This window comes from Pseudomonas sp. RC10, assembly GCF_038397775.1.
Classification (GTDB): domain Bacteria; phylum Pseudomonadota; class Gammaproteobacteria; order Pseudomonadales; family Pseudomonadaceae; genus Aquipseudomonas; species Aquipseudomonas bambusae.
This window is the reverse complement of record NZ_CP151650.1, coordinates 6,483,838-6,507,882: the sequence shown is the minus strand read 5'-3', so window position 1 is coordinate 6,507,882 and position 24,045 is coordinate 6,483,838. Positions and strand designations below refer to the sequence as shown.

Below are 24,045 nucleotides of genomic sequence, written 5' to 3'. Positions count from 1 at the left end.
ACGCGGTCTAGTCAATTAGTCTTGGGGCCATTGACTCGCCGAGTCAGGTCCAGCGCTAATCGCGCATCCGCGGTCTTGAGCCTTCGGTCTCGATACCAAGGAACTACAAAAATTAGATTCAAGAGGAGCGATACACAATGAAGAAGTCCACCCTGGCCTTGGCCGTATCCGTAGGTGTAATGGCCACTCAGGCTGGTGCAGCTGGTTTCCTTGAAGACAGCAAGGCAACCCTCAGTTCCCGCACCATGTATTTCGAAAACGACATTCGTGATGGCGTTCGCGCTGCTGACCAGCGTGAAACCGCTGAAGGCCTGCTGTTCAACTTTATCTCGGGTTATACGCCTGGCACCGTAGGCTTCGGTCTGGACGTGCAAGGCATCTACGGTATTCACCTGGGTGGCGGCATCGACCACCACACCGCCGCTACTTCGAACACCTTCTTCCCGACTGACACCGATGGTTCGTCGGTAGACAGCTGGTCGCGTCTGGGCGCGAACGCCAAGGTCAAGCTCTCCAAGACAGAGCTGAAAGTAGGTAACGCGCTGCAGCCTAACCTGCCGATCCTGGTGTCGAACGACGGTCGTCTGCTGCCGCAGACCTTCCAGGGCGCGACTCTTCAGTCCAAAGAGATCGACAACTTCACGTTCAACGTCGGTAAGATCACCCAAGGCGCAAGCCGTGCGTCCAGCAACTACGCTGGCCTCGCCACTGCTGGCGGTACCAAGGGTTCCAACAACTTCACGTTCGCTGGCGTCGACTACAAAGTCACCAAAGACCTGACGTTGCAGGCTTACCACTCCGAGCTGGAAGACTACTACAAGCAGAACTTCTTCGGCCTGGTGCACATTCTGCCAATCGCTGACGACCAGTCCTTCAAGACTGACCTGCGTTACTTCGACAGCAGCTCCGACGGCGCGAATGGCGACGCGACTCACCGCTTCAACAACAACGGTGGTTATGCCAAACACGCTGGCGAAGTCGACAACAAAACCTGGTCGGCCATGTTCACGTACACCCTCGGCGGCCATGCTTTGATGCTCGGTCACCAAGACGTGAGCGACGACGGCGGCATGGTTTGGATCAGCAACGGTAACGTGGCTGACGGCCGTGGCCGTGGCGACGGTGAAGGCGGTTCCAGCTTCTACCTGTTCACTGACTCGATGATCAACCAGTTCGCCCGTGCCGGTGAGACCACCAACTTCGGTCAATACTCCTACGACTTCGCACGTCTGGGCGTTCCTGGCCTGAAAGCCGCATTCGCTTACCTGAAAGGTTCCAACATCAAGGCGACCAGCGGTGCGTCGGTTGGCGACAGCTCTGAGTGGGAACGTGACATGCGTATCGACTACGTCTTCCAGGACGGTCCTCTGAAAGGCTTCGGCGCTACCCTGCGCCGCGCCAACTACCGCGGCGACTTCAAGGGCACTACTGGCCAGAACACTCGTATCGCAGACCAAGACCAGACTCGTCTGATCTTCAACTACACCTACGCTTTCAAATAAGCCGGGTCAGTTGAAAAAAGCCCCGCTTCGGCGGGGCTTTTTTATGCCTGTAATAAAGGGTTTTTGCTTATTTATATAGCCAAACAATCGTACGACATGACCACTCGGTCTTTCAGTTTCTGTGAATTCACAGGCAGAGTGTCTCCAGAACACACACAACAAAGGAGCTGACTGCATGAGCCTCAAACTTGGCGACATCGCCCCCGACTTCGAACAGGATTCCAGTGAAGGGCGCATCAAGTTTCACGAGTGGCTGGGTGACAAGTGGGGTGTGTTGTTCTCCCACCCTGCCGACTTCACCCCCGTATGCACCACTGAGTTGGGCTTCACCGCGAAACTCAAAGACGAGTTCGAAAAGCGCAATGTGAAGGCGATTGCGCTCTCCGTTGACTCGGCTGAATCCCACGTGAAATGGATCGACGACATCAACACGACCCAGAACACGATCGTGAACTTCCCGATCCTGGCCGACGCCGACCGCAAGGTGTCTGACCTGTACGACCTGATTCACCCCAACGCCAGTGAAACGCTGACCGTGCGCTCCCTGTTCGTGATCGACCCGAACAAGAAAGTGCGTCTGACCATCACGTATCCGGCCAGCACCGGGCGCAATTTCAATGAAATCCTACGGGTGATCGATTCGCTGCAATTGACCGACAGCCACAAAGTCGCGACGCCTGCGAACTGGGTGGATGGCGATGACGTAGTGATCGTGCCGTCGATCAAGGATGAAGAAGAGATCAAGCAACGCTTTCCGAAAGGCTATAAGGCCGTTACGCCATACCTGCGTCTGACCCCACAGCCCAACCGCTGAAAATCTGTTTCAACCACGACATTCGGGCCGATTTATCGGCCCTTTTTTTTAGGCCACGAATCCATTCCTCTGGATGAAATGATGGACCTGTGGGAGCGAATTCATTCGCGAATGGCCAGTCCCGTCGACACACATTTTTCGCCAGGCACATTGCATCGCGAATGAATTCGCTCCTACAGACAGTACGCGTCGTCCGGAAGATTCTTCATATTCACTTTGGTGCTAACCAAATGAATAAATATGATTTTAGAGAATAAACAACCCCTGTTATGGTTTCACCGTCCTGGCGAAATCGCTGGCAATGAATTCCATCCACACCTTACTTGCCCGCCATCGGACAAGCAGGTGCCACCTAAAAGCTACAAGCAAAGGAGCGTGCCATGCGCACTGTCATTTTGCGTCGAGGCCTGGTCGCTCTGTTTGCTGCGGCGGTGTCCTTCGGCGTTTTAACTCAAGCTCAAGCCGATACCTTGCGCATCGGCTATCAGAAGTACGGCACGCTGGTCCTGCTCAAAGCCAAAGGCTCGCTGGAAAAGAAACTGGCTGAGCAGGGCGTCCAAGTGCAATGGACTGAATTCCCGGGTGGCCCTCAGTTGCTGGAAGGTCTCAACGTCGGCTCCATCGACTTCGGCGTGACCGGCGAAACCCCGCCGGTGTTCGCCCAGGCCGCAGGCGCCGATCTGCTGTACGTGGCCTCCGAGCCTCCGGCGCCGACCAGCGAAGCGCTGCTGGTGCCCAAGGATTCCCCGATCAAATCGGTGGCAGACCTCAAGGGCAAAAAAGTCGCGTTGAACAAAGGCTCCAACGTGCATTACCTGCTGGTGCGTGCGCTGGAAGAGGCGGGTCTGAAATACAGCGATATCCAGACCGTCTACCTGCCACCGGCTGACGCCCATGCCGCTTTCGAGCGCGGCGCGGTCGATGCCTGGGTCATCTGGGACCCGTACCAGGCCGCCGCCGAACAACAGCTCCAGGCACGCACCCTGCGCAATGGCACTGGCATCGTCGACAACAACCAGTTCTATCTGGCGACCAAGCCTTACGCACAGCAGCACCCGAAAGTGATTCAAACGCTGGTCGAAGAAGTCCGTGCGGTGGGCGAGTGGTCCAAGGCCAACCCCGATGACGTGACCAAACAAGTCGCGCCGCTGCTCGGCCTGCCAGAAGACATCACCAAAATCTCGGTGAAACGCCAAGGTTACGGGGCGCTGTTCATCACCCCTGAAACCGTCGCAGCCCAGCAGAAAATCGCCGACACCTTCTATCAACTGAAGTTGATCCCTAAACCGCTCAGCATCGCCGATGTGATCTGGACGCCACCTGCTGCTGTCGCGAAAGCGCAGTAAGCCTCGGCATTAAGAGGAGACAACTCCATGAGCGTGGAAAGAATCACTCACAGACTGGCGCCCTGGTTGCTACCGGTCTTGTTGCTGGCGATCTGGCAACTGGCGGTCAGCGCCGGTTGGCTCTCCACCCGAATCCTGCCTGCGCCAAGCGCGGTCATCGAAGCGGGTGTGACGCTGGTGCGCAGTGGCGAAATCTGGACCCACCTGGCGATCAGTGGCTGGCGTGCGGGCATCGGCTTCGCCATCGGCGGCAGCATCGGCCTGACGCTGGGCTTTATCACCGGTCTGTCGAAATGGGGCGAACGCCTGCTCGACAGTTCGGTGCAGATGATTCGTAACGTGCCGCACCTGGCGCTGATCCCCTTGGTGATCCTGTGGTTCGGCATCGACGAAAGCGCGAAGATTTTTTTGGTTGCACTCGGCACCCTGTTCCCGATCTACCTCAACACGTACCACGGCATTCGCAACATCGACCCGGCGCTGGTGGAGATGTCCCGTAGCTACGGCCTGTCAGGTTTCGGACTGTTCCGCCACGTGATCCTGCCGGGGGCAATGCCTTCGATTCTGGTAGGCGTGCGGTTCGCGTTGGGCTTCATGTGGCTGACGCTGATCGTGGCCGAAACCATCTCGGCCAGTTCCGGCATCGGTTACCTGGCGATGAACGCCCGCGAGTTTTTGCAGACAGATGTAGTGGTGCTGGCAATCGTGCTCTACGCGGTGCTCGGCAAATTGGCAGACCTCGCGGCGCGCGGTCTGGAGCGGGTCTGCCTGCGTTGGCACCCGGCGTATCAAGTGGCAAAAGGTGGCGCACGATGAGCAATCTCCAACAACCGGCAAACCTGTTGCGCGGGATTCCCCTGCAAGTGCGCAAGCTGAAGAAAACCTTCGGCTCGCGTGAAGTCTTGAAAGACATCGATTTGCACATCCCGGCCGGGCAATTCGTGGCCGTGGTCGGTCGCAGCGGTTGCGGCAAAAGCACCTTGCTGCGCCTGCTTGCAGGGCTTGATCAGCCCACCAGCGGCCAATTGCTCGCCGGAAACGCCTCGCTGGCCGATGCGCGGGAAGACACCCGCCTGATGTTTCAGGAAGCGCGTTTGCTGCCTTGGAAGCGCATCATCGACAACGTTGGGCTTGGTCTGAGCGGCGACTGGCGTGACAAGGCGTTGGAAGCCCTGGCCGCCGTGGGCTTGGCCGAGCGCGCCAATGAATGGCCAGCGGCGTTGTCAGGTGGTCAGAAGCAACGTGTCGCGTTGGCCCGTGCGCTGATCCATCAACCTCGCCTGTTGTTGCTGGACGAACCACTGGGCGCACTGGATGCCCTGACCCGGATCGAGATGCAGCAACTGATCGAAGACCTCTGGCAAAAGCATGGCTTCACCGTACTGTTGGTGACCCACGACGTCAGCGAGGCGGTTGCCATCGCTGATCGCGTGTTGCTGATCGAAGAAGGCCGCATTGGCCTTGATCTGCAAGTGGACCTCGCTCGACCGCGCGCCCGTGGCTCGTATCGACTGGCAGCCCTGGAAACCGAAGTGCTCAACCGCGTCCTGTCGCTGCCTGGCAGCCCGCCCGAACCCGAACCGACTTCACCGCTGCCCACGCAACTGCGTTGGGCCAACTAATCCGGATGCAATACTGCACTCGGCACTGATCTCACAAAGGAAGACCTATCATGACTATCAAAGCCATCAACGTTCGCAACCAATTCAAAGGCACCATCAAGGAAATCGTCACCGGCGACGTCCTGTCCGAAATCGACGTACAAACCGCTTCCGGCATCGTCACTTCCGTGATCACCACCCGCTCGGTCAAAGAGCTGGAACTGGTCGTCGGCAGCGAAGTGATCGCCTTCGTAAAATCCACCGAGGTGTCGATCGCCAAGTTGTGATCGATGCGTTGTGAACAACCCCGAAGGGTGCGAGCCCTTCGGGTTTTTTTGCTTCTGGACAAGCCGTTTTTCAAGGCACGTCGGGCTGTTTGGTGTGGTGCTGGCACGGCGCCTCCTGTCATTTCTGCCAGCTAGGCAGCGCTGCGAAAACCTCATAGCCTGACTGCGTCTGACGGATGTATCGCCGTGGTGAAAGAGGCCTGATGCGCCTTTGCGAATTGATCGGACTCAAGGGGCTTGGCCTCATGGCATGGACGGAGAACGATCATGAACAAAGGTAAAAAAGCAGCTGTCTCGAAGGTTTTCGAGGTTCCATTCGATGTGTCATCGAACAAGAAGCATGAAACGATCACAGCGTTAAACGCGACCAGGGACAAGTTGTATGTGACAGATAGCAGCTACGACCTGCCATCAGTATTCGTGGCGCGACTCGGGCTAGACGGGTCAGCAGACAATGGGTTTGGCGGTCCAGATGGATGGCGGAGCGAGGAGCTGCCCGGTAGTTGGACATACCCATTCAAACCCGCCGGGCTCGTCCCGCGAGGTTCAAATACCGACGAAGGTGTCATCGCCGGGCTGCAACTGGAGGGCGCGCTGGGACTGGTTTGCTTCAATGCTGATGGAACGCTGAATACAGGATTCGGCACCGGCGGCAAAGTTGTGCATAGGGCTCGCACGCCCATTGCAGGAGAGCGTAACGCCCCCACAGACGCGGCCCACCGCAGTAACGAGGTTCAGAACACTGGCAGCGCAGGTGTACTGGCTGGTGCTGAAGACGGCAGGCTTTACGGTTTGATTGGTCAACGGTTTGGCAGCTCGGGCAACTTGATGCGCATCATGGAGAATGGGCAGTTGGATAGCGCATTTGGTGAAGGCGGGATGGTGGTCGTCAAATACCAAGACAAAGCTACGGGGCCGGTCGGAATGGTCTGGGACGGGAGGGGCCGAGGAGTGACAGTGATCGGAACCATCGGCAATAGGCTGTCGGGATTTGAGCTGTTCCTCGCCCGCTATTCATTTAATGGCCAACTGGACGAAAGTTTCGGCAATGAAGGCTTTGTGTTGTTCCGTCCTGCCGATCTAGGCCTGCCCGGTAACCCATTTCAGATGGAGTTCAACTACGTCGTGCGTCACCAGGACGGTGGATACTTCGTGGGCGGTAACGTCATGAATAACGGCACTTCTGGTCTCGTCGTACGAATAGACGTCAACGGCCAGAAGGTCGAGAGATTCAACGATGGTAAGCCTGTACTGTTTCGGGTGCCTAACCCCGCAGTGCCCGGAGCCTATCTGGATACCGACTTCATCTACGGCGGCGCAAGTGTTCAATTCAACGGCAAGCTTGTGATCGGTGGTGGCGTCGAGGACAGGTCTTCAGGTTATGCCCGCGCAATGCTCGTGGTGCGTTTCACAGATGAAGGCAAAGTCGATACGTCCTTCGCGCCAGACGGATGGCTGACGTTCAACCCCGATATTCCATCCGGAGGGGAGGCCAAGGTTTCGTTCATGCGCAATCTGCTCATTCACTCTTCAACCGACGAAACGATTTACGCGGCGGGAGACGGAGGGCCGAACGATAACCTGAGCTCGCTAAGAGGGTTCATCGCAGAGATCAAATGACCGTGTTCGTCTTCGGCAAAAACGGCGGCAAATAAAGCCCCAGATACGCGTCGAATACCCGCTGGCCTTCTTCGGCCATGCGCGGGGTGATGCTGTCGTGCAGCTGGACTGAGCGGGCGTAGACGCGGTCGGCCAGTTCCAGCGCCAGGGCAAACACGTCGACGTCGTCAGGCAGTGCCGGGAGCTGAAAGTGTTTGGCGAACAGCTCGTGCATGAGGTTGCCCAGTTCGATGTCGTGCTGGCCATGTAGTACTCAGGAGAAAGACTCTTGCACGGGTTGCTGTAGGACGCTTCTGAATTTTTGGGACATGGCTGACAGCTCTTAACAGAGGGGATTGTCATCCCTACATTCGATCCGTCTTTTACTAAGTCGGACGCCGAGATTATGAAAATACCGCGTGCGCCGGAAGGGGTTAACCTGACCCTGAACCTGCATTGGGCTCGCCAAAAGAAGGTGCTCTACAAATACGGTCGCGGTGCGTTGCTATGGCGATGGTTTTATGAGCAGGTTCGCAATGGAGGGCCGTGGGATTTCAAGCAGCAAGGCGCGGAGTATCAAGACTTTGGAAACTTCCATTATGGTGCTGTCGGCACGGCGGCCGGCTTTTCAAGTTTTGTACTTCAGCGAGCTGCAGGTTTTGCCCAGTTCAGGGCGGGTACAACAGAGGAGGACATCACGTGGGTAGACTGGTTCTCGTTTCCTTATGGTGACGACAGGAATGACCAGATGATGATTCTGGAGGGCATTAAATATGCGATTTGCCATCCGCTGTAGCGCTAAGTTAACCGCGTGGCTTCTCGCTACTCTGTGCATCGTTCTGCTTGGTTGGATTTTGCTCAACCGCCAGCCTTCGCCTGTGTTATCGGAAGTCATTGGCCGCTATCCCATAGGAGATGCCGGGATGGTCTACGCCGTCCTCACCGATGCAGGCGGGGCGACCTCTCCTTTTGTTTACCGCTACTTTCTCTATCAGCGCATGGATGATGATCAATTGGCGTTGAAGGCAATGGCACGCGATGGGAAAGCGTTTTTGGTGACACGCGATCCGCATGCCAGAGTTTCAGTGGCGGAGGGGAGGGTGAAGGTTTCAGTCGGAAAGCAGGTTTATCGATTCCATAGTCCTGCCGCCTTGACGGTGGACGGACAGGACATGCTCGTTGATGTTTGGCTTGATGCTCGTATAGAGACGAAATCGGCAGAGGTGGTGCGCTAGTCAGGACACCACGAGTCACGGTTGAACTGCGATTCCCTGTGGGAGCGAATTCATTCGCAAAGATATGACAGACGACAGAGATACATCGGACGTACCGGCCATTCGCGAATGAATTCGCTCCCACAGGAGGGCGGGATGGTCGCTCAGATTGCCGCGTGCTTAGGCAAAAACGGCGGCAAATAAAGCCCCAGATACGCGTCGAATACCCGCTGGCCTTCTTCGGCCATGCGCGGGGTGATGCTGTCGTGCAGTTGGACTGAGCGAGCGTAGACGCGGTCGGCCAGTTCCAGCGCCAGGGCAAACACGTCGACGTCGTCAGGCAGTGCCGGGAGCTGAAAGTGCTTGGCGAACAGTTCGTGCATGAGGTTGCCCAGTTCGATGTCGTGCTGGCGGTCGGCCTGGGTGACTTCAGTCAGGCCGTGCTGCGCGAGGATGAGCTGGCGAGCGGCGGCGTCTTCGCTGTAGATGGTGAGCATGCGCGTTTCGACCAGTCGAGACAGGTCATGCCAGGTGTTGAGCAAAGCGTGATCGATGGGCTGTTGCAGGCTGTCGCGGAAGGCGCTGTGGATGTCTGCCGTCAGACCTTCCAACAGAGCAGGCACGCTGGCGAAGAAGTGGTAAACCGACGACGGAGGAATCCCCGCGCGCTCGGCCACGCTGTAGATCGACAGGCTCGCCACGCCATCGGACGCGAGCAGCGTACGGGCGGCATCAAGGATCGAATCGATCCGGGCCTGGCTGCGTGCGCGGGGTTTACGAGGTGTGGCGGGGCGGGTCATCGAAGCGTCTCGGCGTTGAAGTCCGGGGCATTGTACGCGAGGCATGGATTCGTGGCGCCCGGGTGGCCGCCTTCGCGAATAAATTCGCTCCCACAGATTGTGCAACGCCGCGATATTTCAGAAATACACAGAACCCCTGTGGGAGCGAATTCATTCGCGAAAACTCGCACAGACGGCCTATCCATCGAGACCTTACTTCTGCCGTCTAAAATAAAAAACGCCCCTGACCTTGCGGTTCAGGGGCGTTCTTTTTATTTCACACAGCCGTCACACGGTGTGCAGATACCAGTTGTACTCAAGGTCGGAGATGGAGTGCTCGAACTCCTCCAGCTCACTTTCCTTGCACGCAACGAAGATATCGATGTACTTCGGATCGATGTACTTGGCCATGACTTCGCTGTCGTCCAGCTCACGCAAGGCATCGCGCAAGTTGTTCGGCAGGCTCTGCTCATGCTGCTCGTACGAGTTGCCTTCGACAGGCGCACCGGGCTCGACCTTGTTGGTCAGGCCGTGGTGGATGCCTGCCAGAACAGAAGCCATCAGCAGATACGGGTTGGCATCGGCACCGGCCACGCGGTGTTCGATACGCACGGCATCGGCTGTACCGGTCGGCACACGCACCGCGACCGTCCGGTTGTCCAGCCCCCAGGTTGGCGAGTTAGGCACGTAGAACTGAGCACCGAACCGGCGATACGAGTTGACGTTCGGGCAAAGGAACGCCATCTGCGCCGGTAGGGTCTCGAGCACACCGCCGATCGCATGACGTAATGCGGCGTTCTGCTCGGGATCCTCGCTGGTGAAGATGTTCTTGCCATCGCGATCCAGGATCGAGATGTGGACGTGCAGACCGTTGCCCGCCTGACCTGGGTAAGGCTTGGCCATGAAGGTGGTGTCCATCTCATGGTCGTAGGCGATGTTCTTGATCAGACGCTTGAGCAGTACCGCGTAGTCGCAGGCTTTCAGTGCGTCGGCAGTGTGGTGCAGGTTCACTTCGAACTGCGCCGGGGCACTTTCCTTGACGATGGCGTCGGCCGGGATGCCCTGCTCTTTCGCACCTTCCAGAATGTCCTGGAGGCAATCGACGTATTCGTCGAGGTCGTCGATCAGGTAGACCTGTGTCGAGTGCGGGCGTTTGCCGGAAATCGGCGAGCGTGGCGGTTGTGGACGACCGTTCACGTTCTCCTGATCGATCAGGTAGAACTCCAGCTCGAACGCAGCGCAGATGGTCAGGCCCATTTCATCGAACTTGGCCACCACCTGACGCAACACTTCACGTGGATCAGCGAAAAACGGCTCGCCTTCCAGTTCGTGCATGGTCATCAAGAGTTGTGCGGTAGGACGCTTCTGCCAGGGCTCATTGCAGAGAGTGTCGGGGATGGGATAACAGATTCGGTCAGCGTCACCGATGTCCAGACCCAGGCCGGTGCTTTCCACCGTCGAGCCGTTGATATCCAGTGCGAAAAGAGAAGCTGGGAGGTTGATGCCTTTTTCGTAAACCTTATGGAGGCTAGTGCGTTCGATGCGCTTGCCGCGCACCACTCCATTCATATCTGCAATCAGAAGGTCAACGTATAGAACCTCAGGATGTTCCTTAAGGAACGCGTTCGCTTCGTTGAGCTGAACGGCACGCGGGGGTACCGACATGATGCAACACCTTTGTTGTTGAAAATATCAATCATCGAGCATTACGGGGTTCAGTCAATCCGAAAGCCCTGATGAAGTCAAGAGAGCCCTGTTTTGCCCTAAAAGGGCGCCGTGAGGCCATTTTTGCCGCACTTTAGGGCGGTTTTTAACCGTTGGAATCGATAGGAGCTGCGGCCTTGAGCGGGGCGTGTTTTATTTTTTACGGGGTTGTTGTGTAAAAAAATGAACAAGGCTAAGCTCGGTCGCAACCCATAACAGCAATAACACCGGGGGTCACATGTCTCGCCTTCCGCTGATCGGCATCACTGCCTGTACTCAGCAAATTGGCTCGCATGCCTATCACATCAGTGGTGATAAATACGTCCGGGCAGTCGCCGTCGCTGCCAAGGGCCTGCCGCTGATTCTGCCGTCTCTGGCAGAGCTCCTCGACCCGGCCGATATCCTCTCGGTGGTCGATGGTTTGCTCTTCACCGGTTCTCCCTCCAACGTCGAACCCCATCACTATAATGGGCCCGCCAGCGCGCCAGGTACTGCTCATGATCCTGAACGCGATCGCACCACCTTACCTCTTATTCGTGCTGCTGTGGCCGCCGGCGTGCCTGTATTGGGCATTTGCCGCGGGTTTCAGGAGATGAACGTGGCATTTGGCGGTAGTCTGCATCAAAAGGTTCACGAGACTGGAACGTTCATGGATCATCGTGAACCTGAGAGCGAACCCGTTGAAATTCAATACGCTCCAAGCCATCCGATGCAGATCGCACCGGGCGGCGTTCTGGCCGGATTGGGACTTGCCAAAGAAATTCGTGTCAATTCAATACACGGACAGGGCATTGAACGTCTTGCGCCGGGTCTGCGTGTCGAAGCCACCGCCCCGGATGGCTTGATCGAAGCCATTTCCGTACCGCCGGGCGCGCCTTTTGCTTCATCTGACGTGTTTGCTTTGGGCGTTCAATGGCATCCGGAGTGGCAGGTCACGCAGAACCCCGACTATCTTTCAATTCTTCAGGCATTTGGCGATGCCTGTCGAAAGCGTGCGACACAACGCGACGCGCAAGCGTCAAAGAACGCCTGATCGCCATAACGACGACCAGGAACCGAAACCCCTGAGGTATTTATGAGTACCAACCTCGACCAGCTCACCGATTGGTTGAAAGAACACAGGATTACCGAAGTCGAGTGCATGATCGCCGACCTCACCGGTATCACGCGCGGCAAAATCTCTCCGACTAACAAGTTCATTGCCGAGAAGGGCATGCGCTTGCCGGAAAGCGTATTGCTGCAGACAGTGACCGGGGACTACGTCGAAGACGACATCTATTACGAATTGCTGGACGCTGCGGACATCGACATGTTCTGCCGTCCTGACCAGAATGCGGTGTTTCTGGTGCCTTGGGCAATTGAGCCCACCGCGCAGGTGATTCACGACACCTACGACAAGCAGGGCAACCCGATTGAGCTGTCCCCGCGCAACGTCTTGAAGAAGGTCCTCAAGCTCTACGCCGATCAAGGCTGGCAGCCCATCGTGGCGCCTGAGATGGAGTTCTACCTGACCAAGCGCAGCGACGACCCCGATTACCCGTTGCAGCCGCCGGTGGGCCGCTCGGGTCGTCCGGAAACCGGTCGTCAGTCGTTCTCCATCGAAGCCGCCAACGAATTCGACCCGTTGTTCGAAGACGTCTACGACTGGTGCGAGCTGCAGAACCTCGACCTGGACACGCTGATTCACGAAGACGGCACCGCGCAGATGGAAATCAATTTCCGTCACGGTGACGCGCTGCATCTCGCCGACCAGATTCTGGTGTTCAAACGCACCATGCGTGAAGCCGCGCTCAAACACGACGTGGCCGCGACCTTCATGGCCAAGCCCATGACCGGCGAGCCTGGCAGCGCGATGCACCTGCACCAGAGCATCATCGATATCGAGACCGGTAAGAGCATCTTCTCTAACGAAGACGGCACGATGAGTGAGCTGTTTCTGCAGCACATCGGCGGCCTGCAAAAGCTGATCCCCGAGTTGTTGCCGCTGTTCGCCCCTAACGTCAACTCGTTCCGCCGCTTCCTGCCCGACACCTCGGCGCCCGTGAACGTGGAATGGGGCGAGGAGAACCGCACCGTCGGCCTGCGCGTCCCGGATGCGACCCCGCAAAACCGCCGCGTTGAAAACCGCTTGCCCGGCGCTGACGCCAACCCGTATCTGGCGATTGCCGCGAGCCTGCTGTGCGGCTTCATTGGCATGGTCGAAGGCCTCAATCCGAGTGCGCCAGTGGTGGGCCGCGGTTACGAGCGCCGCAACTTGCGCCTGCCGTTGACCATCGAAGACGCGCTGGAGCGGATGGAAAATAGCAAGACGGTCGAGAAATACCTCGGCAAGACCTTCGTAACCGGCTACGTCGCCGTGAAACGCGCCGAGCACGAAAACTTCAAGCGTGTGATCAGCTCGTGGGAGCGGGAATTCCTGCTCTTCGCCGTCTGAAGATCACGGGCGCCATCGAGCCTGAGAAGGCCGATGGCGCCACACGCGATACGCAGCTAATGGAGTGGTTTCATGAGTTCCAACAACCCGCAAACCCGCGAATGGCAAGCCCTCAGCAGTGATCATCACCTGGCGCCGTTCAGCGACTTTAAACAGCTTAAAGAGAAAGGCCCGCGCATCATCACCAACGCCAAGGGCGTTTACCTGTGGGACAGCGAAGGCAACAAAATCCTCGACGGCATGGCCGGTCTGTGGTGCGTAGCGGTCGGCTACGGTCGTGAAGAACTGGCCGAAGCCGCCAGCAAACAGATGCGCGAGCTGCCGTATTACAACCTGTTCTTCCAGACCGCTCACCCGCCCGCATTGCAACTGGCCAAGGCGATTTCCGATATCGCGCCGCAAGGCATGAACCACGTGTTCTTCACAGGTTCCGGCTCCGAAGGCAACGACACCGTGCTGCGTCTGGTGCGCCACTACTGGGCGATCAAGGGCAAGCCGAGCAAGAAAGTCATCATCAGCCGCATGAACGGCTACCACGGCTCTACCGTGGCAGGCGCGAGCCTGGGCGGCATGACCTACATGCACGAGCAGGGCGACCTGCCGATTCCGGGCATCGTCCACATCCCGCAGCCGTACTGGTTCGGTGAAGGCGGCGACATGACCCCGGACGAATTCGGCATCTGGGCGGCTGAGCAACTGGAAAAGAAAATCCTCGAACTCGGCGTGGACAACGTCGGTGCGTTCATCGCCGAGCCGATTCAAGGCGCGGGCGGTGTGATCGTTCCGCCTGACACCTACTGGCCGAAGATCAAAGAGATCCTCGCCAAGTACGACATCCTGTTCGTGGCCGATGAAGTGATCTGTGGCTTTGGTCGCACCGGCGAGTGGTTCGGCAGCGATTTCTACGACCTCAAACCTGATCTGATGACTATCGCCAAGGGCCTGACCTCGGGCTACATCCCCATGGGCGGCGTGATCGTGCGCGACGAATTGGTGAAAGTGCTGAACGAGGGCGGTGATTTCAACCACGGCTTCACTTATTCAGGTCATCCGGTGGCTGCGGCAGTGGGGCTGGAAAACATCCGCATCCTGCGCGAAGAAAAGATCGTCGAGCGCGTGAAGTCGGAAACGGCACCCTATTTGCAAAGACGTTTGCGTGAGCTGAGCGATCATCCGCTGGTGGGTGAAGTGCGGGGCGTCGGCATGCTCGGCGCCATCGAACTGGTGAAAGACAAAGCCACTCGCGCGCGTTACGTGGATCAGGGCGTGGGCATGATCTGTCGCACTTTCTGCTTCAATAACGGACTGATCATGCGTGCGGTTGGAGACACGATGATCATCTCGCCGCCGCTGGTGATCAGCTTCGCCGAGATCGATGAGTTGGTGGAAAAGGCCCGCAAATGCCTGGACCTGACGCTGGCCGAGTTGAGTAAGTGATGGACTGTAGGAGTGAGCTTGCTCGCGATTGCTATTTGTCTGAACCGAATGGGTCGAATGATGCACCGCTATCGCGAGCAAGCTCACTCCTACAGAGAGCGTTTCGCCGGGTGCAGATGAAATCTTTGAAAGCTAAGCAAGAAGGCAGGCCGCTCTGCTTGTAAGCCCGCCCAGGAAATTGCCAGACTAACGGTTGTTTTAGTCGCCGCTAACATAAAAACATTGGAGCTGTACGCATGAAGAAATTTGGCAAAACCCTCCTCGCCCTGTCCCTGATGGGCGCAGTGGCCGCAGCGGCACACGCCGATGATAAAGTTCTGCACGTCTACAACTGGTCCGATTACATCGCGCCAAACACCATCGCCGACTTCGAAAAAGAGTCGGGCATCAAAGTGGTGTACGACGTCTTCGACAGCAACGAGACCCTCGAAGCCAAATTGCTGGCAGGCAAGTCGGGCTACGACATCGTCGTCCCGTCCAACAACTTCCTGGCCAAGCAGATCAAGGCCGGTGTTTACCAGGAGCTGGACAAGTCCAAGCTGCCTAACTACAAAAACCTCGACCCTGCGCTGTTGAAAGCCGTGTCCATCAGCGACCCGGACAACAAGCACGCCTTCCCGTACATGTGGGGCTCGATCGGAATCGGCTTCAACGCCGACAAGGTCAAGGCTGCTCTGGGCGCCGACGCACCGACCAACTCCTGGGACCTGCTGTTCAAGCCTGAGAACGCCGCCAAGCTGAAAGGCTGTGGCATCAGCTTCCTCGATTCGCCGACCGAAATGCTGCCAGTGGCGCTGCATTATCTGGGTCTGCCGACCGACAGCCAGAAGAAAGAAGACATCGAGAAAGCTGAAGCGCTGTTCAAGAAAATCCGCCCTTCGGTTACCTACTTCCACTCGTCCAAGTACATCTCGGACCTGGCCAACGGCAACATCTGTGTCGCCGTGGGTTACTCGGGTGACGTGTACCAGGCCAAGGCCCGTGCTGAAGAAGCCGGTGGCAAGGTCAAGGTCAGCTACAACATTCCGAAAGAAGGTGCTGGCAGCTTCTATGACATGGTCGCCATTCCTAAAGACGCCGAAAACGTCGAAGGCGCCTACAAGTTCATGAACTTCATCCTGCAACCGAAAGTGATGGCCGAGATCACTAACGCCGTTCACTTCCCGAACGGCAACAAGGCTGCGACCGAGTTCGTCGATAAAGAAATCACTTCGGACCCAGGCGTTTATCCACCTGCCGACGTGCTGGCCAAGTTGTATGCGATTGCTGACCTGCCTGCAGCGACTCAGCGTCTGATGACCCGCAGCTGGACCAACATCAAATCGGGCAAGTAAGCCGGACTGAAACGTGTCGTTGAATAACGGCACGTGATCAGCCTTGTAGGCGTGACCGGGGTGGCGCCCCACCTTGCTCGCGAAGATGGTGCGTCAGTCATCATTCGTGTATTTGACACACCGCAATCGCGAGCAAGCTCACTCCTACAGCTCCCACTGCGGGCTGAAATAAAGTTTTTTTGCGAGATGGGTTCAACGAAGGTAAGTTGCGCGCCGGATTTGTCACAGGCAGTCGTTACTGTCGTCGGCCAGGGCAACATGCCCACCTACTAAAAGGGACTGCACACGTGTCTATTTCTTTGTTTTCCAAAGGCTTGCTACTCGGAGTCGGCCTGACGCTCGCCGTCGGCGCCTACGCGGAATCCACCGTCCGCATTTATAACTGGTCCGATTACATCGGCACCACGACCCTCGCGGATTTCGAAAACACCACGGGGATCAAGACCAAGTACGACGTCTTCGACTCCAACGAAACCCTGGAAGGCAAACTGCTCGCCGGTCACACCGGTTACGACGTGGTCGTCCCTTCCAACCACTTCCTTGGCAAACAGATCAAGGCCGGTGCGTTTCAGAAACTCGACAAATCGCAACTCCCCAATTATTCCAACCTCGATCCCGAACTGATGAAACGCCTGGAGAAAAACGATCCGGGCAATCAGTACGCCGTGCCGTACCTGTGGGGGACTAACGGGATCGGTTACAACGTCGACAAGATCAAGGAAGTGCTGGGCGTCGACACCATCGATTCTTGGGCCGTGCTGTTTGAGCCCGAGAACATCAAGAAGCTGCAGAAGTGTGGCGTCGCGTTCCTCGACTCGGCTGATGAAATGATGCCCGCCGTGCTCAATTACATGGGCCTGAATCCTAACAGCACCGACGAAAAAGATTACAAGAAGGCCGAGGACAAGTTGCTCAAAGTGCGTCCTTACGTGACCTACTTCAACTCCTCCAAATACATCACCGACTTGGCCAACGGCGACATCTGTATCGCAGCCGGTTTCTCCGGCGACGTGTTCCAGGCCAAGGCTCGTGCAGCGGAAGCGGGCAAAGGCGTGAACATCGCTTACGCGATTCCGAAAGAGGGCGGCAACCTGTGGTTCGACATGCTCGCGATCCCTGCTGACGCGCCGGACGTCAAAGCCGCGCACGCTTTCATCAACTACATCCTCAAGCCTGACGTAATCGCCAAGGTCAGCGATCAGGTGGGTTACGCCAACCCGAACCCGGCGTCGGGCGAGCTGATGGATCAGGAAATCCGCAAAGACGAAGCGGTCTATCCGTCAGCGGACGTGCAGAAGCGGCTGTACGTCAATTCCGAGTTGCCACCGAAAATCCAGCGCGTGATGACGCGCAGCTGGACCAAGATCAAATCCGGTAAATAAAGACCTCGCGCCCGGTCATATCGGCCGGGCGCAAGCACAGTTGGGAGTTTCACCCATGGCAGTTGCCTCCGGCGCCTACAAAAAAGCCCTTGAGGGTGGTCAGCAACCTAAACAGGTGCTGGTCAAAATCGATCGGGTCACGAAAAAGTTCGACGAGACGATTGCTGTGGACGATGTGTCTCTGCAGATCAACAAGGGCGAGATTTTCGCCCTGCTCGGCGGTTCCGGCTCCGGCAAATCCACGCTGCTGCGCATGCTCGCCGGTTTTGAGCGTCCGACCGAGGGCCGGATCTTCCTCGATGGCGTCGACATCACTGACATGCCGCCGTACGAACGTCCGATCAACATGATGTTCCAGTCCTACGCGCTATTCCCGCATATGACCGTGGCGCAGAACATCGCGTTCGGTCTGCAACAGGACAAGCTGCCGAAGGCCGAAATCGACACTCGCGTAGCTGAGATGCTCAAGCTGGTGCAGATGACCCAGTACGCCAAGCGCAAGCCGCACCAGTTGTCCGGTGGCCAGCGTCAGCGTGTGGCCCTGGCCCGTTCGCTGGCGAAGAAACCGAAACTGTTGCTGCTCGACGAGCCCATGGGCGCGCTGGACAAAAAACTGCGTTCGCAAATGCAGCTGGAGCTGGTGGAAATCATCGAGCGCGTTGGTGTGACTTGCGTGATGGTGACCCACGACCAGGAAGAGGCCATGACCATGGCCCAGCGCATCGCGATCATGCACCTGGGCTGGATCGCGCAAATCGGCAGCCCGGTGGACATCTACGAAACCCCGACCAGCCGTCTGGTCTGTGAATTCATCGGTAACGTCAATCTGTTCGACGGCGAAGTTATCGAGGACATGGAAGGCCACGCGCTGATTCACAGCCCGGAGCTTGAGCGTGAGATCTACGTGGGCCACGGCGTCAGCACCTCCGTGGAAGACAAGCGCGTGACGTACGCGATCCGGCCCGAGAAGCTGCTGATCACCACCGAACAACCGACCACGCAATACAACTGGTCGCGCGGCAAGATTCACGACATCGCGTACCTGGGCGGCCACTCGGTGTTCTACGTGCAGTTGACGTGCGGCAAGCTGGTCCAGTCGTTCGTCGCCAACTCGGAACGCCTCGGCGCGCGCCCTACCTGGGACGACGAAGTGTTCGTCTGGTGGGAAGACGACAGCGGCGTGGTACTGCGCTCATGAAAATCCGAAAAATCAAACGTGCGCTCCATCGCATAACACCCACTGGCCGTCAGGCGGTCATCGGGGTTCCGTTCCTGTGGCTGTTCCTGTTCTTCGCGCTGCCGTTTCTGATCGTCATCAAGATCAGTTTCGCCGAAGCCGACGTCGCGATTCCGCCGTACACCGAGATATTCTCCTACGCCGAGCAGAAGCTCGACATCGTCCTCAACTTCGCCAACTACGCGTTGTTGACCGGTGACGACCTGTACATCTCGGCGTACCTCGGTTCGTTGAAGATGGCGTTCTTCAGCACCTTGCTGTGCCTGTTGATCGGCTATCCGATGGCCTACGGCATCTCCATCGCCCGCAAAGAAATGCAGACGGTGCTGTTGCTGCTGATCATGATGCCGACCTGGACCGCAATCCTGATCCGCGTTTACGCGTGGATGGGCATTCTCAGCAACAACGGCTTGCTGAACGCGTTCCTGATGTGGCTGGGCGTGATCAGCGAGCCGTTGCAGATCCTCAACACCAACCTCGCTGTTTACATCGGCGTGGTCTATTCATACCTGCCGTTCATGATCCTCCCGCTGTATGCGAACCTGGTGAAGCACGACCAGAGCCTGCTGGAAGCCGCGTCGGACCTGGGTTCGAGCACCTTCAACAGCTTCTGGAAAATCACCGTGCCGCTGTCCAAGAACGGCATTATCGCTGGCTGCATGCTGGTGTTCATCCCGGTGGTGGGCGAGTTCGTCATCCCGGAATTGCTGGGCGGTCCCGAGACGCTGATGATCGGTAAAGTTCTGTGGCAAGAGTTCTTCAACAACCGCGACTGGCCGGTGGCGTCTTCGCTGGCGGTGGTGATGCTGTTGATCCTCATCGTGCCGATCATTCTGTTCAACCGTAGCCAGGCCAAAGAACTGGAGGGCAAGGCATGAGAGGCTTCCGATTCTCGAACCTGATGTTGGTACTGGGCCTGATTTTCATCTACGCGCCCATGGTCATCCTGGTGATCTACTCGTTCAATGCCTCAAAACTGGTGACGGTCTGGGGTGGCTGGTCGGTGAAGTGGTACGTCGGCTTGCTCGACAACACCCAACTGATGAGTGCCGTGATGCGCTCGCTGGAAATTGCCTGCTACACCTCGATTGCGGCGGTCGCCCTCGGCACCATGGCCGCGTTTGTGCTGACCCGCGTCACGCGCTTCAAGGGCCGCACGTTCTTCGGCGGCCTCGTGACGGCGCCACTGGTGATGCCCGAAGTGATCACCGGTCTGTCGCTGTTGCTGCTGTTCGTGGCCATGGCGCAGTTGATCGGCTGGCCGCAGGAACGCGGCATCGTGACCATCTGGATCGCCCACACGACGTTCTGTGCGGCCTACGTGGCGGTGGTGGTGTCGGCACGACTGCGTGAGCTGGACATGTCCATCGAAGAGGCCGCCATGGACCTCGGCGCGCGTCCGTGGAAGGTGTTCTTCCTGATCACCATCCCGATGATCGCGCCGTCGCTGGCAGCGGGCGGCATGATGTCATTCGCTTTGTCGCTGGACGACCTGGTACTGGCGAGTTTCGTGTCCGGCCCGGGCTCCACGACGCTGCCGATGGAAGTGTTCTCGGCGGTACGCCTGGGTGTGAAGCCTGAGATCAACGCCATTGCCAGTTTGATTCTGCTGGCGGTTTCGATCGCGACGTTCATGGTGTGGTTCTTCAGCCGCCGCGCCGAAAACAACCGCAGAAAGGCCATTCAACAGGCCATCGAAGAAGCGGCAGCAGATGGCTGGAAACAGCCGGATGTGCGTCGTGCGAAGGTGGTTGAGCAGATTTAATAAGGCACCGCATACCTGTAGGAGCCGGCTTGCTGCGGGCGGCGTTCCGACGAATGCGTCAGGTCAGTCACCCAGATACTGAATGACACACCGCATTCGTCGGAACGCCGCCCGCAGCAAGCTGGCTCCCACAAGGTTGAGGGGTGTCAGCGAGCTGGCACCAGCTTCAACACCTCTGTGCTATTCCCCGCCACATCCCCCTCACTGAACCGCTCCGGCCTGTACTGGCCGTTGACGTAATCCTGTGCCTGATCCGCGTAGTGTTTGTCGAACAACACCCCGCTTTGCCCGACCGGGTTGATGCCCAGCGCATGCGCAGGGTCGGCGAAGTCGATCAGGCGGCGGGTCGATGGCCCATAGGTCACGGGCCATGGCGCGGGCGTGATGCTGGCCGACAGGTTGTTCGGCACCTCGTGGGTGCCCGGCGCGGCGAACTTGCCGACGTTGAACAGCCTGTCCAGCGGCGGCTGGCGTCCCAGCGGGTGTTCGTGGGTCAGGGTGTGCGCCTTGCCCCACGTCCACTCATCCGGATTCAAGCCGTACAGCGATTTCAGGTGCGAAACCGTGGCATGCCAGGCCACCTTCACGGTGTTATCCCGGCTCTCCGGCTCGTTGGAGTTTCGATTGTTCCACCACGGCGAGTTCGGATTGGCGGCCAGCCTTGGCAACGCCAGGTCGATCACCCGTGTTGAGATCAGGGTTGCGAACATTCCGTCGCCCAATTCGTCGCGAAACGCCTGATTGCTCAGGTCATAGACGAACTGATTGAACAGCGTGGCGCCCACTGAATCCACTGGGTAATCGCCTTTCCAGGCCGTCAGACGCTCGATCAAATCATGCTCTTCGGGATCGCTGATGACCCGACGCAACACGGGAATCAGTGGTGTGAGAATCTGCTGCGCGTAATCCGTCTTCGTGCCCTGTTGCAGCGCCTTGCTGTTGTCCAGGTTCCATTTCACAGAAGTGTCGCTCAGTTGTTTGTCCAGCTGACGGCCCCGTTCCGCGAGGTTGTAATAGCCCGGAATTTCCACGCCCGTTGGCGACACGGGTTGAAAGTTGGCCGAGACGATATAACCCCGAGCCGGGTTCTCTTCCTGAGGATTGGCGCTGAAGGGGTAGAAGCCGAGTTTGTCGGCCTGCTCGCCGCTGCCATCGAGGATAAAGGCCGGGTTCACGCCATTCGGGCGCACAGGCAACTGCGCCGCCGCCCACCAGCCGATGTCCCCTTTGGCATTGGCGTAAACCACATTCAAGCCTGGCGACTGAATCTTTTCGGCAGCGCCGCGCATCTTGTTCAGCGTGTCGGCGCGATTGGCTTCATAGAAGCCTTGCAGGATCGGGTTTTCGGATTCCAGAAAAGACCACCACATGGCGACCGGCGTGTCGGCGTGGTCCTGGATGCCGCTGGCGCTCAGCACGTCATTAACGATCGGGCCATGGGGCGATTGGCGCAGCGTGAAGGTGATCGGCGACTCGCCTTTGACCTTGATCTGCTCGGGGCGCGAGGTCATGTCTGCCCAGGCGCCGTGATACCAGACCTGATTGGGATTCTCCGGGTTCACCTTTTCCGCGATCAGGTCAACGTCGTCGTTCTGGAACATGGTCAGGCTCCAGCCGAAGTCCATGTTGTGGCCCAGCAGGGCAAACGGGTTGAGCGCCTGAAAATGCCCATAGAGCTCAAAACCCGGTGCCGACAGCTGCGCTTCATACCAGACAGCAGGCACCGAGAACCGAATGTGCGGATCGCCCGCCAGTAAGGGTTTGCCGCTTTGGGTGCGACTGCCGGACACCGCCCACGCGTTACTGCCCTCAAACTGCGGCAGGCCTGCGTCCTCCAGCGCCTTCGCGCTCAGTTGCGCCAGATCGCTCAGGCCTTTCCAGTCCTTGCTGCTCAACGTCGGGGAGGGGGGCAAGGCGCCTTGAGGTTGCCAGTCCAGATCAAAGACTTTCAGATAATCCAGCCCCAGTTGATCGCGCACGTACGTCAGCAACGGTTCGGTGCGAAAGGCAGCGGCAAAACTGTAGGCCAGGTAACCGCCGATGCTCAGGGTGTCTTCAGCGGTGAATGGCCGCTTCTCGATGCCCAGCACGTCGAACTCGATGGGCTTAGGGTGGGTTGCCTGAAACTGGTTCACGCCGTCGAGGTAGGCTTGCAAGGCTTTCCAGGCCGGGGTGTCCTTGTCCTGCCGAGCAACGTAGGCGTCAGCGTGTTCGCGGATTCGCAGGCTGCGAAACAGTTTGTCGGTGTTCACCAGCTTGGGGCCAAGCACTTCGGCCAGCTCGCCGCGGGCCAGCCGACGCAGGATTTCCATCTGGAACAGCCGGTCTTGCGCGTGGACGTACCCCAGCGCGCGATACAGATCATCCTGATTTTCAGCCTTGATGTGCGGCACGCCGCGCTCGTCGTAGCGCACGCTGACCGGCGCATGAAGCTGCGCCAGAGCCACCTCGCCATCGCGCACAGGCTGCTTGCTGTGGACATACCAGGTTCCACCGCCTGTGATCAGAACGATCACGATGGCGATCACGGAAAGGCTGCGTTTCATCCGAAGGCTCGAAAAAACAGAGAGAAGCGGGGAAGGCTACAGATTTGTCGCGGGGCTGTGTAGCGGTGCTGCAACGGAGCGAGGGCGCCGGATGGAGTAAGCTCCTCCCCAACTCAGCAAGAGCCTCGAACCATGCGAATTCAAACCTGCGCGCTGACACTGTTGCTCGCCCTGGCCTGCGCCCCTGTCTTCGCTTTCAGCGGCCCGAAACCCGGAGACGTCGTTGAGGTCAGCCTCGACCAACTGCACCCGACCCAAGCGGTGATCGGATTCGATCAGGTGTATTACCAGCTCGAACGTTTCGCCAAGGATCGCCAAAAGCTGTTCGACGAAATCTGCGAAAGCAACGGTCAGCACGAGGCCAAGGCGATCAACGCAAGCGCTGACCCGCTGAATCCTGAGAGCTATACCTGCAAAGACGAGCCAAACGCCCACCTTAAAGACATGAAAACCGTGGTGGTCGGCCCCGAAGGGCGTTTTTATCTCACGGACGGTCACCACACGTTCAGCACGCTGTGGGAACAGCCCGGCGCGGGGCCGCAGATGAAGATGAAGGTGCGCATCACCGATGTGTTCAGCGACAGCCCGGACATGGCCGCTTTTTGGACGCGCATGCAGAAAGCGCACAAGGTTTGGCTCAAGGACGGCAACGGCCAGTCGATTTCTCCTGATCAACTGCCAGAACACCTCGGGTTGCAAGCGATGCACAACGACGTCCTGCGCAGCCTCGTCTATTTCGTGCGCGGCGCGGCGTACGATAAACCCAAGTCAGGCGGCGTCTCGCCGGAGTTTCTGGAGTTCTATTGGGCAGACTGGCTGCGGCATCGTTTGGTCCTGGCGGATTACAACCTTAGTGAACGCAGCGGCTACCATCGGGCGTTGCAGGCGGCGAGCGAGTTAATGGTCAAGCCGCCCTTGAGCAAACCGATCGGCGAGGGCATGACCGCCAAGCAGTTGGGGGGCTTCAAGTCGGTCAAGCGCAAGGTGCTGACCAAGACTGCCGATGAAAAGCTGCCGTACGTGATCGATTACAAGGCCAGTCACTGATTTCAGAGCGGATGCAT

Annotated in this window: 21 protein-coding genes and 1 pseudogene; 18 read left to right on the top strand and 4 right to left on the bottom strand. The window is 58.0% G+C overall.

The genetic code is table 11. The features are described 5' to 3' along the window. Positions 1-137: 137 nt before the first annotated feature. The 7 genes from AAEO81_RS29155 to AAEO81_RS29125 all read left to right on the top strand — a co-directional run bounded on the left by AAEO81_RS29155 (position 138) and on the right by AAEO81_RS29125 (position 7,170). Positions 138-1,502 carry an OprD family outer membrane porin gene (locus AAEO81_RS29155; RefSeq protein WP_341960604.1) on the top strand — a complete coding sequence of 455 codons (1,365 nt, stop codon included), beginning with the start codon at positions 138-140 and terminating at the stop codon, positions 1,500-1,502. 175 nt (positions 1,503-1,677) lie between these two features. Beyond that, on the top strand, positions 1,678-2,316 hold the full coding sequence (locus AAEO81_RS29150; RefSeq protein ID WP_166594238.1) for a peroxiredoxin: 639 nt from the start codon (positions 1,678-1,680) through the stop codon (positions 2,314-2,316). A gap of 380 nt (positions 2,317-2,696) precedes the next feature. Further along, positions 2,697-3,662 (top strand): sulfonate ABC transporter substrate-binding protein, encoded by a 966-nt coding sequence (locus AAEO81_RS29145; protein WP_341960602.1) that lies wholly within the window; start codon positions 2,697-2,699, stop codon positions 3,660-3,662. Between the two features lie 27 nt (positions 3,663-3,689). Beyond that, a complete protein-coding gene (gene ssuC / locus AAEO81_RS29140) occupies positions 3,690-4,478 on the top strand; it encodes an aliphatic sulfonate ABC transporter permease SsuC (protein ID WP_166594240.1) in 789 nt (262 codons plus the stop codon). Continuing rightward, positions 4,475-5,284 (top strand): aliphatic sulfonates ABC transporter ATP-binding protein, encoded by an 810-nt coding sequence (ssuB, locus tag AAEO81_RS29135; RefSeq protein ID WP_166594241.1) that lies wholly within the window; start codon positions 4,475-4,477, stop codon positions 5,282-5,284. The genes ssuC and ssuB overlap by 4 nt, the downstream gene beginning before the upstream one ends. 50 nt (positions 5,285-5,334) lie before the next feature. Next, positions 5,335-5,550 carry a TOBE domain-containing protein gene (locus tag AAEO81_RS29130; protein ID WP_062379390.1) on the top strand — a complete coding sequence of 72 codons (216 nt, stop codon included), beginning with the start codon at positions 5,335-5,337 and terminating at the stop codon, positions 5,548-5,550. 267 nt (positions 5,551-5,817) lie between these two features. Continuing rightward, positions 5,818-7,170: a hypothetical protein gene (locus tag AAEO81_RS29125; protein WP_341960599.1), complete on the top strand. Its 1,353-nt coding sequence runs from the start codon at positions 5,818-5,820 to the stop codon at positions 7,168-7,170. Here the strand turns inward: AAEO81_RS29125 and AAEO81_RS29120 are convergent. Beyond that, positions 7,163-7,411 (bottom strand): annotated as a pseudogene (locus AAEO81_RS29120) (TetR/AcrR family transcriptional regulator); the annotation flags it as partial. The gene AAEO81_RS29125 and the pseudogene AAEO81_RS29120 overlap by 8 nt on opposite strands. Positions 7,412-7,555: 144 nt before the next feature. Here AAEO81_RS29120 and AAEO81_RS29115 point away from each other — a divergent pair. Beyond that, a complete protein-coding gene (locus AAEO81_RS29115) occupies positions 7,556-7,945 on the top strand; it encodes a polymorphic toxin type 44 domain-containing protein (RefSeq protein ID WP_341960598.1) in 390 nt (129 codons plus the stop codon). Further along, complete coding sequence (locus tag AAEO81_RS29110) at positions 7,923-8,384, top strand: hypothetical protein (protein ID WP_341960597.1); 462 nt, start codon at positions 7,923-7,925, stop codon at positions 8,382-8,384. The genes AAEO81_RS29115 and AAEO81_RS29110 overlap by 23 nt, the downstream gene beginning before the upstream one ends. Positions 8,385-8,527: 143 nt before the next feature. On the opposite strand, the gene AAEO81_RS29105 is transcribed toward AAEO81_RS29110, so the two are convergent. Beyond that, the gene (locus AAEO81_RS29105) at positions 8,528-9,163 is read right to left on the bottom strand and encodes a TetR/AcrR family transcriptional regulator (protein ID WP_341960595.1); all 636 of its coding nucleotides are present in this window, start codon (positions 9,161-9,163) and stop codon (positions 8,528-8,530) included. 267 nt (positions 9,164-9,430) lie between these two features. Next, entirely contained in the window at positions 9,431-10,807 is a 1,377-nt protein-coding gene (locus tag AAEO81_RS29100; protein WP_166594244.1) for a glutamine synthetase family protein, read from the bottom strand. A gap of 277 nt (positions 10,808-11,084) precedes the next feature. Here AAEO81_RS29100 and AAEO81_RS29095 point away from each other — a divergent pair, with 277 nt between their 5' ends. The 8 genes from AAEO81_RS29095 to AAEO81_RS29060 all read left to right on the top strand — a co-directional run bounded on the left by AAEO81_RS29095 (position 11,085) and on the right by AAEO81_RS29060 (position 20,435). After that, a complete protein-coding gene (locus AAEO81_RS29095) occupies positions 11,085-11,879 on the top strand; it encodes a gamma-glutamyl-gamma-aminobutyrate hydrolase family protein (protein WP_341960594.1) in 795 nt (264 codons plus the stop codon). A 42-nt stretch (positions 11,880-11,921) separates the two neighbouring features. Beyond that, a complete protein-coding gene (locus AAEO81_RS29090; protein WP_166594246.1) occupies positions 11,922-13,280 on the top strand; it encodes a glutamine synthetase family protein in 1,359 nt (452 codons plus the stop codon). 72 nt (positions 13,281-13,352) lie between these two features. Further along, positions 13,353-14,717 (top strand): aspartate aminotransferase family protein, encoded by a 1,365-nt coding sequence (locus AAEO81_RS29085; protein WP_341960592.1) that lies wholly within the window; start codon positions 13,353-13,355, stop codon positions 14,715-14,717. Between the two features lie 236 nt (positions 14,718-14,953). Next, positions 14,954-16,051, top strand: a complete 1,098-nt coding sequence (locus AAEO81_RS29080; protein ID WP_341960590.1) for a polyamine ABC transporter substrate-binding protein — start codon at positions 14,954-14,956, stop codon at positions 16,049-16,051. Positions 16,052-16,338: 287 nt separating this feature from the next. After that, positions 16,339-17,433, top strand: coding sequence for a polyamine ABC transporter substrate-binding protein (locus AAEO81_RS29075; protein WP_341960588.1), 1,095 nt, complete (start codon positions 16,339-16,341; stop codon positions 17,431-17,433). Positions 17,434-17,488: 55 nt separating this feature from the next. Continuing rightward, the gene (potA, locus tag AAEO81_RS29070) at positions 17,489-18,631 is read left to right on the top strand and encodes a polyamine ABC transporter ATP-binding protein (RefSeq protein ID WP_341960587.1); all 1,143 of its coding nucleotides are present in this window, start codon (positions 17,489-17,491) and stop codon (positions 18,629-18,631) included. Beyond that, on the top strand, positions 18,628-19,548 hold the full coding sequence (locus AAEO81_RS29065) for an ABC transporter permease subunit (RefSeq protein ID WP_166594251.1): 921 nt from the start codon (positions 18,628-18,630) through the stop codon (positions 19,546-19,548). The genes potA and AAEO81_RS29065 overlap by 4 nt, the downstream gene beginning before the upstream one ends. Beyond that, positions 19,545-20,435 carry an ABC transporter permease subunit gene (locus AAEO81_RS29060; RefSeq protein ID WP_166594252.1) on the top strand — a complete coding sequence of 297 codons (891 nt, stop codon included), beginning with the start codon at positions 19,545-19,547 and terminating at the stop codon, positions 20,433-20,435. The genes AAEO81_RS29065 and AAEO81_RS29060 overlap by 4 nt, the downstream gene beginning before the upstream one ends. Before the next feature lie 146 nt (positions 20,436-20,581). Here the strand turns inward: AAEO81_RS29060 and AAEO81_RS29055 are convergent, their stop codons facing one another. Next, the gene (locus tag AAEO81_RS29055) at positions 20,582-22,981 is read right to left on the bottom strand and encodes a penicillin acylase family protein (RefSeq protein WP_341960584.1); all 2,400 of its coding nucleotides are present in this window, start codon (positions 22,979-22,981) and stop codon (positions 20,582-20,584) included. 132 nt (positions 22,982-23,113) lie between these two features. Between AAEO81_RS29055 and AAEO81_RS29050 the strand changes: the two genes are divergently transcribed. After that, positions 23,114-24,028, top strand: coding sequence for a ParB/Srx family N-terminal domain-containing protein (locus AAEO81_RS29050; RefSeq protein WP_341960583.1), 915 nt, complete (start codon positions 23,114-23,116; stop codon positions 24,026-24,028). Positions 24,029-24,045: the final 17 nt, after the last annotated feature.